Source organism: Paraburkholderia sp. UYCP14C (genome assembly GCF_004197395.1).
Lineage (GTDB): Bacteria > Pseudomonadota > Gammaproteobacteria > Burkholderiales > Burkholderiaceae > Paraburkholderia.
Genome location: NZ_SELS01000076.1, coordinates 15,424 through 30,859, shown reverse-complemented (window position 1 = coordinate 30,859; position 15,436 = coordinate 15,424). Strand labels below are relative to the sequence as shown.

15 protein-coding genes are annotated in these 15,436 nt (G+C 63.6%); 5 read left to right on the top strand and 10 right to left on the bottom strand.

All coding sequences use genetic code 11. The features are described 5' to 3' along the window. The coding region (locus EVC45_RS46305; protein ID WP_211193546.1) for a hypothetical protein at nucleotides 1-310 on the top strand (310 nt) is incomplete at its 5' end. A 73-nt stretch (nucleotides 311-383) separates the two neighbouring features. Here EVC45_RS46305 and EVC45_RS38390 read toward each other — a convergent pair. The 3 genes from EVC45_RS38390 to EVC45_RS38380 form a co-directional block, all read right to left on the bottom strand. Beyond that, a complete protein-coding gene (locus EVC45_RS38390; RefSeq protein WP_129963328.1) occupies nucleotides 384-1,529 on the bottom strand; it encodes a CapA family protein in 1,146 nt (381 codons plus the stop codon). Between the two features lie 71 nt (nucleotides 1,530-1,600). Then, complete coding sequence (locus EVC45_RS38385) at nucleotides 1,601-2,050, bottom strand: CBS domain-containing protein (RefSeq protein ID WP_129963332.1); 450 nt, start codon at nucleotides 2,048-2,050, stop codon at nucleotides 1,601-1,603. Nucleotides 2,051-2,346: 296 nt separating this feature from the next. Beyond that, on the bottom strand, nucleotides 2,347-2,586 hold the full coding sequence (locus EVC45_RS38380) for a hypothetical protein (protein WP_129963327.1): 240 nt from the start codon (nucleotides 2,584-2,586) through the stop codon (nucleotides 2,347-2,349). 1,005 nt (nucleotides 2,587-3,591) lie between these two features. On the opposite strand from EVC45_RS38380, the gene EVC45_RS38370 reads away from it, so the two are divergent. The 3 genes from EVC45_RS38370 to EVC45_RS38355 all read left to right on the top strand — a co-directional run bounded on the left by EVC45_RS38370 (nucleotide 3,592) and on the right by EVC45_RS38355 (nucleotide 6,537). Further along, nucleotides 3,592-4,971, top strand: coding sequence for a transporter substrate-binding domain-containing protein (locus tag EVC45_RS38370; RefSeq protein WP_129963326.1), 1,380 nt, complete (start codon nucleotides 3,592-3,594; stop codon nucleotides 4,969-4,971). Between the two features lie 351 nt (nucleotides 4,972-5,322). Then, a complete protein-coding gene (locus EVC45_RS38360) occupies nucleotides 5,323-5,532 on the top strand; it encodes a ChaB family protein (protein WP_129963325.1) in 210 nt (69 codons plus the stop codon). A gap of 165 nt (nucleotides 5,533-5,697) precedes the next feature. After that, nucleotides 5,698-6,537, top strand: coding sequence for a universal stress protein (locus EVC45_RS38355; RefSeq protein ID WP_129963324.1), 840 nt, complete (start codon nucleotides 5,698-5,700; stop codon nucleotides 6,535-6,537). A gap of 475 nt (nucleotides 6,538-7,012) precedes the next feature. On the opposite strand, the gene EVC45_RS38350 is transcribed toward EVC45_RS38355, so the two are convergent. The 7 genes from EVC45_RS38350 to EVC45_RS38320 are packed head-to-tail and all read right to left on the bottom strand — an operon-like array spanning nucleotide 7,013 to nucleotide 13,501. After that, complete coding sequence (locus EVC45_RS38350; RefSeq protein WP_129963323.1) at nucleotides 7,013-7,333, bottom strand: chaperone modulator CbpM; 321 nt, start codon at nucleotides 7,331-7,333, stop codon at nucleotides 7,013-7,015. 3 nt (nucleotides 7,334-7,336) lie between these two features. Beyond that, nucleotides 7,337-8,272 (bottom strand): DnaJ C-terminal domain-containing protein, encoded by a 936-nt coding sequence (locus EVC45_RS38345; RefSeq protein WP_129963322.1) that lies wholly within the window; start codon nucleotides 8,270-8,272, stop codon nucleotides 7,337-7,339. A gap of 40 nt (nucleotides 8,273-8,312) precedes the next feature. Beyond that, entirely contained in the window at nucleotides 8,313-9,443 is a 1,131-nt protein-coding gene (locus EVC45_RS38340; RefSeq protein WP_129963321.1) for an ABC transporter permease, read from the bottom strand. A gap of 23 nt (nucleotides 9,444-9,466) precedes the next feature. After that, nucleotides 9,467-10,603, bottom strand: a complete 1,137-nt coding sequence (locus tag EVC45_RS38335; RefSeq protein ID WP_129963320.1) for an ABC transporter permease — start codon at nucleotides 10,601-10,603, stop codon at nucleotides 9,467-9,469. Beyond that, nucleotides 10,600-11,574: an ABC transporter ATP-binding protein gene (locus EVC45_RS38330; protein ID WP_129963319.1), complete on the bottom strand. Its 975-nt coding sequence runs from the start codon at nucleotides 11,572-11,574 to the stop codon at nucleotides 10,600-10,602. Before EVC45_RS38330 ends, EVC45_RS38335 begins: the two co-directional genes overlap by 4 nt. Then, complete coding sequence (locus EVC45_RS38325) at nucleotides 11,571-12,509, bottom strand: ABC transporter ATP-binding protein (protein ID WP_129963318.1); 939 nt, start codon at nucleotides 12,507-12,509, stop codon at nucleotides 11,571-11,573. Before EVC45_RS38325 ends, EVC45_RS38330 begins: the two co-directional genes overlap by 4 nt. After that, nucleotides 12,506-13,501 (bottom strand): HlyD family secretion protein, encoded by a 996-nt coding sequence (locus tag EVC45_RS38320; RefSeq protein ID WP_129963317.1) that lies wholly within the window; start codon nucleotides 13,499-13,501, stop codon nucleotides 12,506-12,508. The genes EVC45_RS38325 and EVC45_RS38320 overlap by 4 nt, the downstream gene beginning before the upstream one ends. A gap of 411 nt (nucleotides 13,502-13,912) precedes the next feature. Here EVC45_RS38320 and EVC45_RS38315 point away from each other — a divergent pair, with 411 nt between their 5' ends. Further along, entirely contained in the window at nucleotides 13,913-15,418 is a 1,506-nt protein-coding gene (locus EVC45_RS38315) for an efflux transporter outer membrane subunit (protein ID WP_129963316.1), read from the top strand. Nucleotides 15,419-15,436: the final 18 nt, after the last annotated feature.

Genomic DNA, 15,436 nt, shown 5'->3' with positions numbered 1-15,436 from the left:
TCGTGGAAACCCGATTCTCTCGGATTCCCAACGGGGAACCGCCGCCTTCAACCTTCAACTACGCCTGGGACATTGCCTTCATGACGAATCTCCTTCAAGAATTGGAGATTTCATTGTCGGCTCGAACCGGCGCATTACCTTGACGCATGTCAACCCGACCGGCACCTTCGCGGCGATGCCAGCAGCGCTCCTCATCCTCGGCCTCGTCCGTGTTAATCCGCGGCTTCAAGGTCGTGCATATTCAGGGCTGCTGGCCAGGCCACTGTTACATGCTGTCGATCCGATCGAGACGGCATATAGGCGCACGTAGACGTTGAACGTGGAGACATTTTTGTCCTGTGCCCCCTTTTCAGCTTTCAGCACAGGCTCAACGGAACTAGCATTCACCATCGCAGCGTGAAAGTGTTCGTGCACGCGTCACGCTTCACGTCCACGCCATAGCGGCTGCTTTCGCGTGAAAGCGTCGCATGCAGCCACGATGCGCCGTCGTCCGGCGCACGCCCTGTACGAAAATGCCGGATCTGCATCGGCACGGCCGTGAATTCTACGAGATTGCCGCTTGCCGGATTCACGACCGGAAAATACATGAGCGTGAGATCGGGCCGATAGCTCTCGTGTCCGGGAATGCCTTCATAGTCGTTCAAGAAATCGCCGCAGCCGTAGAGCACCGGCTTGCCATGATAGATCTCGATGCCCTGAATGTGGTGTGACGAATGTCCGTGAATGACATCGGCTGCGCCCTCGTCGACGAGCCGCCGTGCAAACGCTCGCGCCATGCTCGATACGCCGAAGCCCCAGTTGCCGCCCCAATGGAGCGAGATCACGACGACGTCGCCTGCGCAGCGCCCTCGGGCGACATGGCGTGCGATCGCGTCGGCGCGCTCCAGCGAATAGTCGGGAAGGTAGTTGACGCCTGCTCGTCCCGCTCTGGCCGCCCACGCTTGCGGCACCCCGGCCGATTCACACCCATATGCGTAGACGAGCACCCTCCCGCGGCCCGCGATGTCGACGATAGCCGGTGCGGCGGCCTGCGATGCATCGCGTCCGGCGCCGGCAGTGCGGATTCCCGCTTCATGGAGCGATCTCAGCGTCTCGTCGAGCCCCGCCCTCCCCCAGTCCAGCACGTGATTGTTCGCCAGAACGCAGCAGTCGATACTCGCTTCCGTCAGGCATGCCAGATTGGCCGGATGCATGCGATAGTGAATGGCCTTGTTGGGCCAGTGAGCATCGCTGGATGTCACCGCCGTTTCGAGATTGATGATGCGCGCATGAGGCCCACGCTGTGCCAGCACGGTGAGCGTGTCGCCCCATGGATACGCGTAGCCGGCGGGTAACGGCAGCTTTCCGCTAGCGCGCTCTGCGAACTTCACATACTCCTTTGCCGAGCGGACATAGGGTTCGAAGAGTTGCGGCCTTCCCGGGTGCGGCAAGATCCGGTCGATACCGCGCCCCGGCATCACGTCGCCGCACAGGAACAGGCACAAAGGCTGCGTGTGAGACGCAGCGCTATTTCCGAGGCCGTCGCCCATAGACTGGATCTCAGGTTTCCTTCGCCCTGCACGCGCTGGTGCGGACGATCGTGCCGCTGCGCCAGTATCGGCTACTTGCGGAAGCGTTGCTCTTCGACTCTTTGCAGCTTGCTGACCTGTGCAATTCCGCCGAGCAATGAGGCGAGGTATTCCACGATATCGTCGAGTGTGACGATGCCAGTGAGACGTCCCGAATCGTCGACGACCGGCAGGCGGCGTATGCCAGAACGACGCATTTCGTCTAGCGCCACTGTCATCTCGTCGGTTTCCGACACTACGACCAGGCCGCGCGACATGATCTGCCCGGCCGTAAACCGGTCAGGATCCTCACGGCTTGCCATGACTCCGACGACGAGATCGCGGTCGGTCACCAGTCCAACAGGCACGGCCTCGCCATCGCGATATTCGACGACCACGATGTCACCTACATGGGCATGGCGCATGCGTTCGGCCAACGCAAGCGCGCTGCAATCGGCAGTGCAGGTTTCGACAGGCTGGGTGCTGATGCTTCCAATGTGCATGATTTTCCTCCAGTTCGACGGGTGGGAGCAGTGCGCTGTACGGGCGCGTCGCCGCCAGTCGGTCTCCATATGGCCAGACGGCGCCTCGTTGTTTTGCATCTCTTAGCAGTCCGCCCTGATTGTCCAGTTGCGGTTCGTACTGAATCTCCCCTTCGCTGCGCCGTTGATTCAGGTCAAGCGCAAACGGGGGCGGACCAGTACGGATGGACATGGCAACCGCGAAAAACGCGGCGAGTGCTCATCCGGAATCGGAACGCCAACGTGCACGCCTGCGTTTGCGTCCGTCGTGACACGCTCTACACGGTGATGGTCCGCGTTGTCTTCAGCGCGATCCAGGTCATGCCTTCACGCAGCCCTTCGAGCACCGCTTCGCGCTCAGTGGCGAAGATTTTCGCGTGGTGGAAACTATGTTCAAAGGCGCCGTCTGGCGAAGAATGCTTGACATGGATGGTCGACTGGAAGCCGCCGTCTTGCGCAGCATCCGTCTGCACATTCACGGACCAGGTTCCTTGCTGCACGTCTGCCGATAGGGTCATCGAAGACTCCTTGAGTTTTCACGGGCGAATCCTGACCAAGCCACCACGCTGTGCCAGGCGAGTTTTTCCTCAGTCTGCTTGTGGTGTATCGTCTTCGACGAATCGTGGCTCAAGACGACACGAAACAGATTCGTCCCGCGGCAGCGCGAGACCTCTGATGCAGATCAACGGTGCGCGTGTTCGTAGACGTAATCCGATCTGAAGCCCCTTCGCTGATTTGCACTGTCGCCCGAGGTCGCCGAACAGTGACGCTCCTCTTGATCGCCCTGAATGCGCTTGTGTTCGGACTCGAGGCGCTCCGGCGGCCCTCCTTGATCGACCGCTTCGCGCTGTGGCCGCTTCGTTCGGCAATCGCCAGTGCTCCCGCGTTCCACATCTGGCAACTGTTGACCTATAGCGCGGTTGTCAGTAGCTGAACGGCCCCGCCGCACACGACGGTCGCTGCATAAAAAGGCAGCAGCAGAGCAGCAGGATAAGCTTCGACGGGCGGGATAAAAGCACGCTTAAAAGACAAAGCGCAAGCGAGTCACGCACCGCGTTGGCGGTCGCGAGATCCGGACCGGAGAGGCCATCGGGGCTCCCGCCCGACGCGCGCGCGGCGGCGTCGTCTGCGTGCGCGGCCTAGGGAAGCGTCATCACGTGCACGAGTGCATCGCGGGCCGCCCATCCGCAGGCGTAATCAACCAGCCAGATGGGAACCCGCGCCGGTTGCTCGAAGCAGCTTGCGGCGGGATTGACTTGCGAGATAGTCGTCATCCATCGGTGCCTCCTTTGACGACGCCCTTTGCGAGGAGCTGCGCCGCAAAACAAGTGCATCAACACGGTCACTGCAGAAGTGAATGTTGAAAGCTCGTTGTTGGGCGATGCGTCAACCAACTCACTGAGTACTGCATCGAAGAGCGTTGACGGATACATCGCAGCGCCACGCGCACAGAAAATCGTGCAGTTGAAAATGTTGCCTCTTTCAATTCAAGAGGCGTTGACCGAGATCAACGCCGCGTCCCAATGTCGGCTCCTGCTATTGCGGAAGAGTTAATCTACGAGAAAGACAGCCAGAAGGCCGAAGGCACCCAGATTACGGTTCATCCTCCAACCCGCATAAGACGGGTTCGACGCCGATCGTGCCCGTTGTGTCCGCACCTGAGAGCTGAGCAGGAAGTCGCGGCTCGGCCAAATCCCGGCGAGGCTTTATCAGCCGGGGATGGCGACGAGCGTGCTGGGAGAGCTCTGGAAAGCTATCATCGCTGCCCGCAAGATCAGAAGCGCAATTTCTTCCTGATCGTGATCAAGTTGAAGTTCACAAACTGGTGCTCTGCTATGAGTGTGCCTAAGCGTCCTCATATTTGTCCGGACGTAGGCAAGCGATGCGCGCACGGGAAGAAAATTGAATCCGGAGGCGATATGTATAGCCGGTTGTGCAAAGCGCTTCTGCTGTCGATAACGCTAATTTCAGGAGCACTGGCACAGCCTGCAAGCCCTCCCGTACGTGTGGCTACGTTCGCTCTTCCGCCATTTGTCGTCGAGCAGCAGGGTTCACTCACCGGGTTCAGCATTGATCTCTGGAAGGCGATCGCAGCGAAGATGAACGTTAATAGTCGCTACCAGATGGCACATGACGTCAAGGATGTCTTCGATGACTTACGCTCCGGCAAAGCGGATGTAGCCGTTTCCGGCCTTTTTTATACGACCGAGCGCGATCTCGAATTCGATTTCTCATATCCGATCATGGAGGTGGGCTTGCGTGTCATGGTACTGGATACCGGAAAGCCCGCGACGCCCAGGCCGCTACGCGACTTGTTGAATCTGGTGTTTTCGCGGGTTAGTGTCTATTGGCTCGGCGCTGCGTTGCTAATTGTCGTAGCTGCAGCGCATCTGATGTGGTTCGTCCAGCGCTGGCAGGGAAACAACGCCACCGGTTCCACTCTGAAATACTTCCCCGGCATATTTCGTATGATGTACTGGGCAGCCACGACGCTGATGACACAGGGTGATGAGCCTCCGCCTCATTGGCTGGCCCGAATGCTCGCTGTCCTGTGGATGTTCGTGGGCATTGTGTTCGTCGCGTTCTACACCGCACAGTTGACAACGACGTTGACGGTGGAACAGATCCAGGGCGTCGTCAATGGTCCCGATGATCTGCCCGGAAAGCGGTCGCCACACTACACGGTGGTTCCGCCATCGGCTATCTCCGGGAACACAATGTTGAGGTGCGCGAATTCCCCGACCTCGGCCATGTCTATCTGGCACTGCAGCATGGTGACGTGGATGCCGTGGTGCTGGGCGCGGCGGGCCTGGATTACCGTGCAGCCCATGAAGGAAAGGGACTGGTGCGGATGGCGGGCCCAGACTTCAACAAGAACGATGTGGGCTTTGTATTTCCGATGAACAGCCAGTTGCGCAGGCGTGTGGACAGTGCGCTAATTGCCTTGCGCGAGGATGGCACATACCAGCGGATCCCATGACAAGTGGTTTGGCACACAGTAGCCTGGTTGATTGCACGCTGTTACCGCCATAGCAGCCGCTCGGCCGCCTCGCGGGTTTCAGCATGGTCCAGCCGGGATAACCGACGCCACGGAGCCGCCGCCCGGTGGTCCCTGCTGCTCGACGATGCAAGTCTCTCAAACCAGGATCGCGCCTGAACGGCGGTGCTGCAGAGCCCGCATCAGTGTAGCGGTGTCGGTATCGTATGAACCCCTGCACGCGACGCAAACGCCGACTCCTCGACCGGAAAACGAAATGCCCGATTTCAGCAATGCCGATCTGCCCGCATCGGTTCGGCATCATCTGCCGCAGCGCGCGCAGGAGATGTATCGGGCTGCATTTAACGCGGCGTACAAGGGCTACGCCGCCGATGCGCGTCACGAAGAAATCGCGCATCGCGTGGCATGGGCGGCGGTCAAACGGTGTTACGTCAAGGACGGCAACGAGTGGATTGAGCGGCGTTGATCTGCACGATCGCAGCGTCCCTTTCTGCTGGCGAATCCCGTGGTGCTGTGAAACCCGCCAGGCCCTGAATCCCATTGACTTGCGTCAACGCGGTGGTGCCCTGTCTTCCTAGACTGGTTCAGTCACGTGCGAAGACGCCTTGTGCATGCCGACGGAGTCAATGCGATGAACTACCGCAATTTGCTGGTCCATCTGGACGATAGCCAAGCCGCGCAGCAGCGCCTCGATATCGCGTTGGGCATCGCCCGCCAGTTCGATGCCCAACTGGTGGGGCTGGACGTCGCGCCGATTCCAGAAGCTCACGTGGTCTCCGCGATCCCGGGCGCGGCCGGGATGTACGCGGAAGTGATACGACAGAGCGACCAGCGGCGCGCGGCTTTGCGCGATTCATTCGAGGCAGCGTGCGGGCACGCGGGCGTCGCCGGGCAATTCCGGTGCAGTGACACGAGCGACAGGCGGAGCATCGTACGGTACGCGCGTCTGGCCGACCTGTTTATCGCCGGCCAGTCAAACCCGAACGCCCCCGAAACATATATCCACGATCACGTTGGTGAGCAGCTGTTGATGACAGCCGGATGCCCCGTGCTGTTCGTGCCCTACACGGGCGTATTCCCGAGCGTCGGCAGCCGGATCCTGATCGCCTGGGATGGAAGCCGTGAGGCGACCCGTGCCATTCACGACGCCCTGCCGTTCATTTCCCGTGCGCAAAAGAACATCATCGTGACGGTGCATGGCCCGGCGGACCCACCGCTTGGCGCTCGCATTCCGGGCGCCGACATGGCGCGCACGCTCGCCCGTCACGACGCGGTCATCGACGTGCTCGAACTCGAGGGCGCCACCGAAGCGAGCGCGGGGAGCATGTTGCTGTCGTGCGCGCAGGCTCACGGCAGCGACCTTATCATGATGGGCGCATACGGTCACGCGCGCTGGCACGAAGCCGTGTGGGGCGGCGTGACGCGTACGCTGCTGCAATCGATGGCTGTGCCGGTGCTGATGTCGAACTAAATCCGCGCGATTTACGTGAGGGACGTCATGTTCTCGCACGTAGCAGGTTGGCCTGGACGACATGTATCACCGGACAGCGCATCGTTCCGGTTGCGCTGCGCTGCACTATTACGATCGCGGTTCTGCCGCCTGTCGCACCCGATGGCGCCGACTTTGCCGCGACGGCGCGCTTGCTGGAGCGCGTGCGTGCCTCCATCCTCGAGCACTGCGGCGAGCCGGATGCGGCGGCCCACTTGTTCTCATCCGTGAGATCGCACCAACCCGCCTCCGCAGTCACCGGCGAGACGTAGCCGCAGGGCCGCCGCAAGCGCCACGGTCGACGATCTCTTCGGGCGGACTCCGGTCCGCATTTGGTCAGAGCAGGCGCGCTGCCGTTCCGGCCAGTGATGGAAATCAAGAAACACGCGGGCATGCCCGATATCACCGCAGAGCGCATCGAGGCAGCGTGCGGACAGCGCTGACTGACAGGTCCCGTTCAGTCGCCAGACGACCGTTCAGGGTTTGTCTTCAGCGCCTTGATTTCGTCGAGCAGATCGAGCGCGAGCGCAATGCCCGGTGCGTTGATCTGAAGATCGCGAGCCAGCCGGAAAGCGGTGCGCGCACGGCACAGCGAAGCGCCGCTGAACCGCCATTCCTGTGGACCGGCGCCTTTCGGCTCGAAAGCGCCTTCAGCAACCCAAAGGATTATTTCTTCTGCCGATGCACCAGTTATCCGACTCATGTCGACGAGCGTGAATTCAACGGCTTCATCGACGATCTGTCCTGCCAGATAGGTCATCCCGGAGTTCTTCATCATGAGTTACCCATAAAGCCGCGCACGCGGGTCAAAGTTAAACGCTTGCCGCATCTTGTCGTAGGCGGCTTTGGCCGGCTCGCTGTCGGCCGGCGGCAATACGATGTTCAATATCACATACAGATCCCCGGGGGGCTTGCCGGGAATTCCCTTGCCCTTGAGCCGCAGGCGCCTGCCGCCCGCCGAGCCCATTGGTATCGTCATGTCGACCTTGCCATCGGGTGTCGGCACCGTGACATGGCCGCCGAGCGCCGCTTCCCAGGGCGCCACCGGCAAGTCGAGCAAGACGTCGGAGCCATCGACGCGAAAGTGCGGATGCTCGCGAAACGCGATTTCCAGGTAGAGGTCCCCCGCCGGGCCGTTGCCCACGCCGGTCCCTCCCTGCCCTGCGAGCCGCAGGTGCTGCCCGGCCCGCACGCCCTTCGGGATGGAAACGTTCAACGTACGTGCCCGCAGCGATACATGGCCGTGCGCATCGACGGTAGGCAATTGCAACGAAATCGAGCGCTGTGCTCCCCGATAGGCATCTTCGATATCGATGAACACCCTGGCGTGGTGATCCTGTCCCATCGCATGCGAGGGCCGCGCATGTGCCGCTCGTGCACCGCGAAACATCGCTTCGAAAAAATCGTTGAGGCCGGCATCCGTGCCGGCTTGCTCACCCGCGCCGCTGAATTCGAAACCTTCGTCCCAGTTCGGCGGCGGCTGGAAGTCCTCTCCGCTGCGCCAGCCCCTACCCATGCGATCGTAGGCTGCGCGCTTTTCCGGATCCTTGAGCACTTCATAGGCCTCACCCAATTCCTTAAAACGATCCTCCGCGTCGGCATGCTTGCTGACGTCAGGATGGTATTTGCGCGCAAGCTTACGATACGCGCGCTTGATGTCGTCCTGAGCCGCCGTGCGCTCCACGCCCAGGATCGCGTAATAGTCCTTGTATTTCATGTTGGCAATCTCATCAGGAAGGAAACCACTCTGTTGCTCTTCAGTCGAGAGACTTGCGAAAGCGCATGATGCTGAGCCCCATCAAGGTGACACCGAGTATCGCCAGCGCGGCGAGCTGCGGCCACAGCACCTGTATGCCCGCTCCTTTCAGGAACTCCGCGCGCAGTACCACGAGGAAGTAGCGCAGCGGATTGAGGTAAGTAAGCCAGCGCAAAACCGCGGGCATTGCCGGAATCGGAAAGGCGAAGCCGGACAGGATGAACAGCGGAAAGACGAGGAAGAAATTCAGCGCGAACGCCTGCTGCTGCGTACGCGAAAACGTCGACAGCAACAGCCCCATTCCCAGCGTCGCCAGCAGGAACAACGTCACGCCGGCCAGCATCACGAGCACGCTGCCCACGAACGGCACGCGAAACCACGCGACGCCGATCGTGGTGACGATCGCCACGTTGCCGACGCCGATCAGAAAAAACGGGACCGTCTTGCCGAGAATGAACTCGAACGGCCGGATCGGGCTCACCATGATCTGCTCGAGCGTGCCGATCTCGCGCTCGCGCACGACCGCGAATGCCGTCAGACTGACGACTTGCATCAGCGTGAGCGTTCCCACCACGCCCGGAATGAAAAACCAGCGATCGTCGAGGTCGGGATTGAACCAGGGACGCTCGCGCAACGCGACCGTAACGGCCGGCGGCGCCGCGCCGGCGCTGACCGGCCACGCGCGTGCCATCCAGTCGCTCTGGAATTGCGCGACCACCTGATTGACGTACCCGAGCGCGATCAGCGCCGTGTTCGAATTGGAGCCGTCCACGATCACCTGCAGCGGCGCGCTCTGTCCATTCTGCAAATATTGCGCGAAACCTGCATGGACGACGATGGCAAGCGTCGCGCGGCCGGTGCCGACCGAGTGCTCGATCTGCTGCTGCGTCGCGGCCTCGTCGACGAGCTGGAAACGCCCGGTGGCGATGAAATGCGATACCAGATCGCGGCTCGCCTGGCTGCGGTCGAGGTCGAGCAGCGCGACACGAACATGATTGACCGTGAAGGTCGCAGCGTAGCCATAGATCAGCACCTGGATGATCAGCGGCACGACGAGACGAAACAACGCCCATGGGTCCCGTTTCAGTTCGAGAAACTCCTTGACCAGCATCGCCCGCACCCGCTCGAACATGATTGGCTCTCCGGTTTGGCGCTTCAATCCAGACTCTTTCTGAACGCCCGCACGCTCAGCACGATGATGACGAGCGCGTACAACGCCAACGCCGCGAGCGGCACGACGAGGTCCGCGAGCGGGCTGCCCTTGAGAAAGATCGCGCGCAGGATCGTGACGTAGTAGCGCGCATAGACGAGCAGCGTGATGGCCTGGATCGCCTTGGGCATCTGGTCGATCGCGAAGGTGTAGCCGGAGAGCATCGTGGTGGGCAGCATCGTCAGCAGCAGCGCGACCTGGCTCGCGCCGAGCTGGCTGCGAATGTGCACCGACATCAGATAGCCGATGCCGAGCACCACCACGGTAAACAGCGCGGTCGTGATGAGCAGCGTCAACACGCTGCCGCGAAACGGCACGTGAAACCAGTACACCGCGCCGATCAGGCAGAACGCCGCGTCGACGAAGCCGATCGCGAAGTACGGCAACAGCTTGCCCAACAGCACTTCGAGCGGCTTGACCGGGGTCGAGATCAGTTGCTCCATCGTGCCGCGTTCCCATTCGCGCGCCACCGTGAGCGAGGTCAACTGCGCACCCACGAGGGCGAGGATCACCGCCACGACCCCGGGGATGATGAAGTTGCGGCTGTCGAGCCCTTCGTTGTACCAGACCCGCGGTTCCAGATCGACGACGCCATACTGCCGCGGCCGCAAGCCATGCGCGTCGTTCCAGCGCGCGGCAAACAGCGTCGTCACCTCGGCGACGATACCTTGCCCATAACCGATGGCGATGTTCGCCGTGTTCGTATCGCTTGCATCGGCGATGGTCTGCACGGACGCTGCGCCCGTCGTCGTCAGCACGCGCGAAAAATCCACCGGAATCGTCACCGCCATGTTGCAGGTGCCGCGATTCATCGCATCGCGCACTTCGCGCTCGCTGTCGGTCAGCGCGACCGTCGAAAACCATCCCGACGCGACGAAGCTTTGCACCAGCTCGCGGCTCGTCTGGCTGCGCTCCTCATCGTGCACGCACAAAGGCACGCGCCGGATGTCGAGGCTTACCCCATAACCGAGCAACGCCATCTGCATGAGCGGCATCAGGAGCGCGATCGCAAGGCTGCGCCGGTCGCGCCAGATCTGCAGCGTTTCCTTATAGGCCATCGCCAACAGGCGCCGCACGCTCATCGCCGGCTCCCGCTGCGCGCGTTGCGCGTCACGAGTTGCACGAACACATCCTCGAGGCCCGGCGCGATCTCGACCGGCGTGGATGCCTCGATGTGCGCTTGCGCGAGTCGCGCCGGCAACGCCGATGCATCGCCGCCACGGCTCATCAGAACGTGTATCTGGTCACCGAAGATCGCGGCCTCGAGCACGCCGGGCGCCGTGCGCAACGCGGCGACCGCCTCGCCTGGCGGCGTGCACGCCAGTGCGTACAGCGCGCCGCCGAGTTCGCGCTCGCGCAATTCGCCAGGACTGCCGATGGCGACGAGCCGACCTGCATCGATCAGCGCAATGCGGTTGCAGTACTCGGCTTCATCCATGTAGTGCGTCGACACCAGCACCGTGACGCCCTGCGCGGCCAGCTCGTGAATGAGATCCCAGAAACGCCGGCGCGCCTGTGGCTCGACGCCGGAGGTCGGCTCGTCGAGGAACAGCACGGGCGGCTGATGCAGGATCGCGCAGCCGAGCGCGAGGCGCTGCCGCCAGCCGCCCGCGAGGGTGCGCACGAGCGCATCCTCGCGGTCTTCGAGTCCGGCCATGCCGATGACGAAGCGGATACGCTCATCGAGCGACGCGTGCGGCACACGATAGATGCCGCCGAAAAAGCGCAAATTCTCACGGCAAGTCAGATCGGCATACAGCGAGAACTTCTGCGACATGTAGCCGATGTGGGCGCGCACGGATTCCGCCTCGGTCGCGACGTCGAAGCCGGCGACCCGGGCGGTGCCCGCGCTTGGCGACAGCAGCCCGCACAGCAGCCGGATCGTCGTCGACTTGCCCGCGCCATTGGGGCCGATGAACCCGACCACCTCGCCGCGCGCGATGCTCAGATCGAGCGCGTCTACCGCGGTGAAGTTGCCGAAGCGCCGCGTCAGCCCCTGGGCAAGCACGACCGGCTCCTGCGCCGCGCCAGCGTCGGCGGCGAGCGCGCTCACGCCGAATCTCCCACCAGCGCGACGAACACATCCTCGATACCGGGTTCGACCGCAACCACCGGCTCATGCGGCAAGCCTCGCGCGGCGAGCCGCCGCGCGAGTTCGTCGCGGCGCGCGGACGCATCGTCGACCCGGACATGCACGCGATCGCCCATCAACAGCACACCGGCGACGCCAGGCGCATCGGCAAGCGCCGCGCCATTGCTGCGCGGATTGCCACCGGCCACCGCGAGCAACGAGCCGCGCACGAGATCCTTGAGCCGCTGCGGCGTGTCGCAGCAGCGCACCGTTCCCGCGTGAAGCAGTGCGAGCCGCGAGCAGCGCTCGGCCTCGTCCATGTAGGCCGTGGACAGCACGATCGTCACGCCCTGCTCGCGCAACCTGTAGAGAATCGCCCAGAAGTCGCGCCGCGACACCGGATCGACCCCGGTCGTCGGTTCGTCGAGCAGCAGCACGCGCGGCGTATGAATCAACGCGCAAACGAGACCGAGCTTCTGCTTCATGCCGCCCGACAACTGCCCCGCCAGCCGCCTCCGGAACGGCGCGAGGCCGGCCGCGTCGAGCAGCTCGGCCGTGCGTTCGCGGAATTTCGCGCGCGACAGCTCGAATAGTTCGCCGTAGAAGAAGATGTTTTCGTCGACGGTCAGATCCTCATACAACCCAAAGCGCTGCGGCATGTAGCTGAGCACGGCCTTCGCGCGCTCGGGCTCGCCGACCACGTCGATGCCATCGAGTTCGATCGTGCCCCCGTGTGGGCGCAGCACGCCGGCTAGCATGCGCATCAGCGTGGTCTTGCCGGCACCGTCGGGGCCGACGAGCCCGAAGATCTCGCGCGGCGCGATCGCGAGGCTCACCGCGCGTACCGCCTCCAGCGCGCCGAAACGACGCGTGAGGCCGTTCACGACGATCGCCGGCTGCACGTCAGGCGTGCTCATTTTCCGCTTGCGACCGGCGCGATCGACGCGTCTGCCGGCATGCCCGGCAGCAACTCGTGCGTCGGATTGTCGATGTCGATCCGCACCCGGTAGACGAGCGTGACGCGCTCGGCATGCGTTTCGACGGTCTTGGGCGTGAACTCCGCCTGCGGCGAGATGAAGCTCACCCTCCCGTGATAGACATGGGTCGGCCACGCGTCGGTGCTCACATCGGCGGCTTCGCCGAGCCGGATGCGGCCGATGTCGGGCTCGTTCACATAGGCGCGCAACCACACGTGATCGAGCTCGTCGAGCGTGAACACGGCCACGCCCGGTCCAGCCAGCTGGCCGAGCTCGGCTTCCCGGACCGCGATCACGCCATCGAACGGCGCGCGCAGCTCGGTGTACGACAGCGTCGTTTCATCGAGCTGCAACTTCGCGCGCGCCGCCTCGACGTTGGCCTGCGCGAGCGCCACGTCGTTTTGCGCGACCTCGACCATCGCGTTGTCGTGCGCGAGTGTCGCCGCGGACTGGCGCTCGGCGGTCCGGGCGAGATCGCGCGTCTGCTGCGAGACCACGTCGTGTTGCGCGAGCACTTCGGCGCGGCCGTAATCGAGCTTTTTTTCCGCGAGATCGAACTGGTCGCTCTTCACGCTGTGTTGCGCGGCGCTTTGCGTGCTCAGGTTCGCCTGTACCTGGGCGAGCTGGACGTTCAGATTGGCCCGGTCGATTTCCGTCTGGCGCCGGTAGATGCGGTCATCGACTCGCGCGAGCACGGTGCCGCGCGCGACGTAGGCCCCCTCGTCGAAAGGCAGGTAGACGAGCGGCGCCTGCACCTGCGTGACGCTCAGCACGCTTTGATGCGCCTCGATGTTGCCCGACACGACGATGCGCTCCACCGCCTCGTGTCGGCCGAACAGCGCGGGCAGACGCAGCGCGGCATAAGCCGCGGCAGCGATGCCGAGCAGGATGCCGCCGAGCACGATCCGGGTCCGCATCTGTTGGTTGGCCATGTTGAGAACACGCGTTTGCGCAGTTCGACACGGCTACTGTAGAGAACGACCCAGCGACCCGTTTGACATGCGTCAATCGACGGGCATTCGCGACGGCCGAACATGGCTTCGAAGGACAGCGGGTGCTGAGCCGCCGCTCCGGCCTCACCGGTTCACGCAGCTGGATGTCAGCGGATATGTCAGGGGATTGCAGTCATGCCGGACTCCGTCATCGAGCAGGATAGCAAGCGGCCAGCCGCGGCCCCAGCGGCGGGACCCGCGCAGGCGCAGCGCGACACGCGGTCCACGCCGACGCGTGGCCGCGCTCGCAACCGGAGGGCGTGGGCCGCCGCCGCGGCGCTCGCGACGCTTGCTGCATTCGTAAGGCCTCCGGTCTAAACCCGATCGAAGCGCTGCGCTACGAGTGATCCCATGAATTCCATCCTCCATGCGTCCTGCCCTTCCGCGAGTCGCTGTCCGCTCGTGCTCCTGCCAATCATCTTCGTGATCTTGACCATGCTGGGCAGCTGTGCCGTCGGCCCCGATTTCTCCAAGCCCGCCACCTCGCTCGAGGCCGGCTACCGGTCAACGCCGATCACGCTGCCGGGCGCCGGCCCGACGAGTCCGCAGCAGCATCTGCAGTTCGGCGAGGAAATCGTCGGCGAGTGGTGGTCGCTCTTCAGATCGCGCGAACTCGACGACACGCTGTCGCTCACCGTCGCGAACAGCCCGACGCTCGATACCGCCCGCGCGACGCTCGCGCAGGCCCAGCAGGCGATCCTCGTCGCGCGCGGCGGCTACTTTCCGCAGGTGGACCTGAACGCGGGCGCGCAACGCGAGCGTGTGAGCGTCGACGGGTTCGGCAGCGCCGCGCATACGAGCGGCACGATATTCACGATCGGCCCCGCCGTAAGCTATGAGGCGGACCTGTTCGGCCGCGTGCGCCGCGAGGTCGAGGAGAATACGGCGCTCGCGGAGGTCCAGCGGTACGCGCTCGCGGCCGCCTGGCTCACGCTGACCGGCAACGCGGTCAACACGGCGATTACGGGTGCAAGTGCACGCGAACAGCTGCGGGCCGTGCAGGACATCATTGCGCTCGACCAGCACAACCTCGAGCTTGTCGAAATAGAACGCAGCGTGGGCCGGGCCGCACGCACCGACGTGCTGACGGCGCAAAGCCTGCTCGCCGCCGACGTTGCCCTGGTGCCTCCGCTCAAGCAGCAGCTGAGCGCCGCTCACGACGCGCTCGCGATTCTCGCGGGCAAAACGCCTGCGGAATGGGCCGCGCCGCGGTTCGACTTCGCGATGCTGGTCCTGCCGGTGGAACTGCCGGTTACTCTGCCATCCGCGCTCGTGCGCGCTCGACCGGACATCCTCGCCGCCGAGGCGCAACTGCATGCGGCCAGCGCGGCGATCGGCGTCGCGACCGCCGAACTCTATCCGTCGATCACGCTGAGCGCATCATGGACACAGCAAGCCGCGCACATGGGGCCGCTGTTCGACTCCGCCAATGGGCTGTGGAGCCTGGCGGCGGGTCTCACCGCACCGCTATTTCATGGCGGCGCGCTGAGGGCGCAGCGGCAGGAAGCTATCTATGCATTTGACGCCCAGCTCGGCATCTACCGGCAGACCGTACTGGCGGCGTTCGGCCAGGTTGCCGACACCCTCAAGGCGCTCGAACACGACGCCGAGGAAATCGCGGCGCAACGCGCCGCGCTCGATTCCGCCCAGGCCACGCTCGCCCTTTCGCAGGAAAGCTATCGGGTGGGATCGGCCAGCCTGCTCGACGTCCTGGTGGCCCAGCGCCTCTATGCGCAGGCGCGGATCGGCTACGCGAAAGCCACGGGGCAGCGCTACCTCGATACCGCGCAACTGTTCGAGGCCACCGGAGGCGGCTGGCGAGCCTCGGTCGCGGGCGAACCCGGAGCGGCGCGCTGAGCGGCTTCGGCAGAGCTG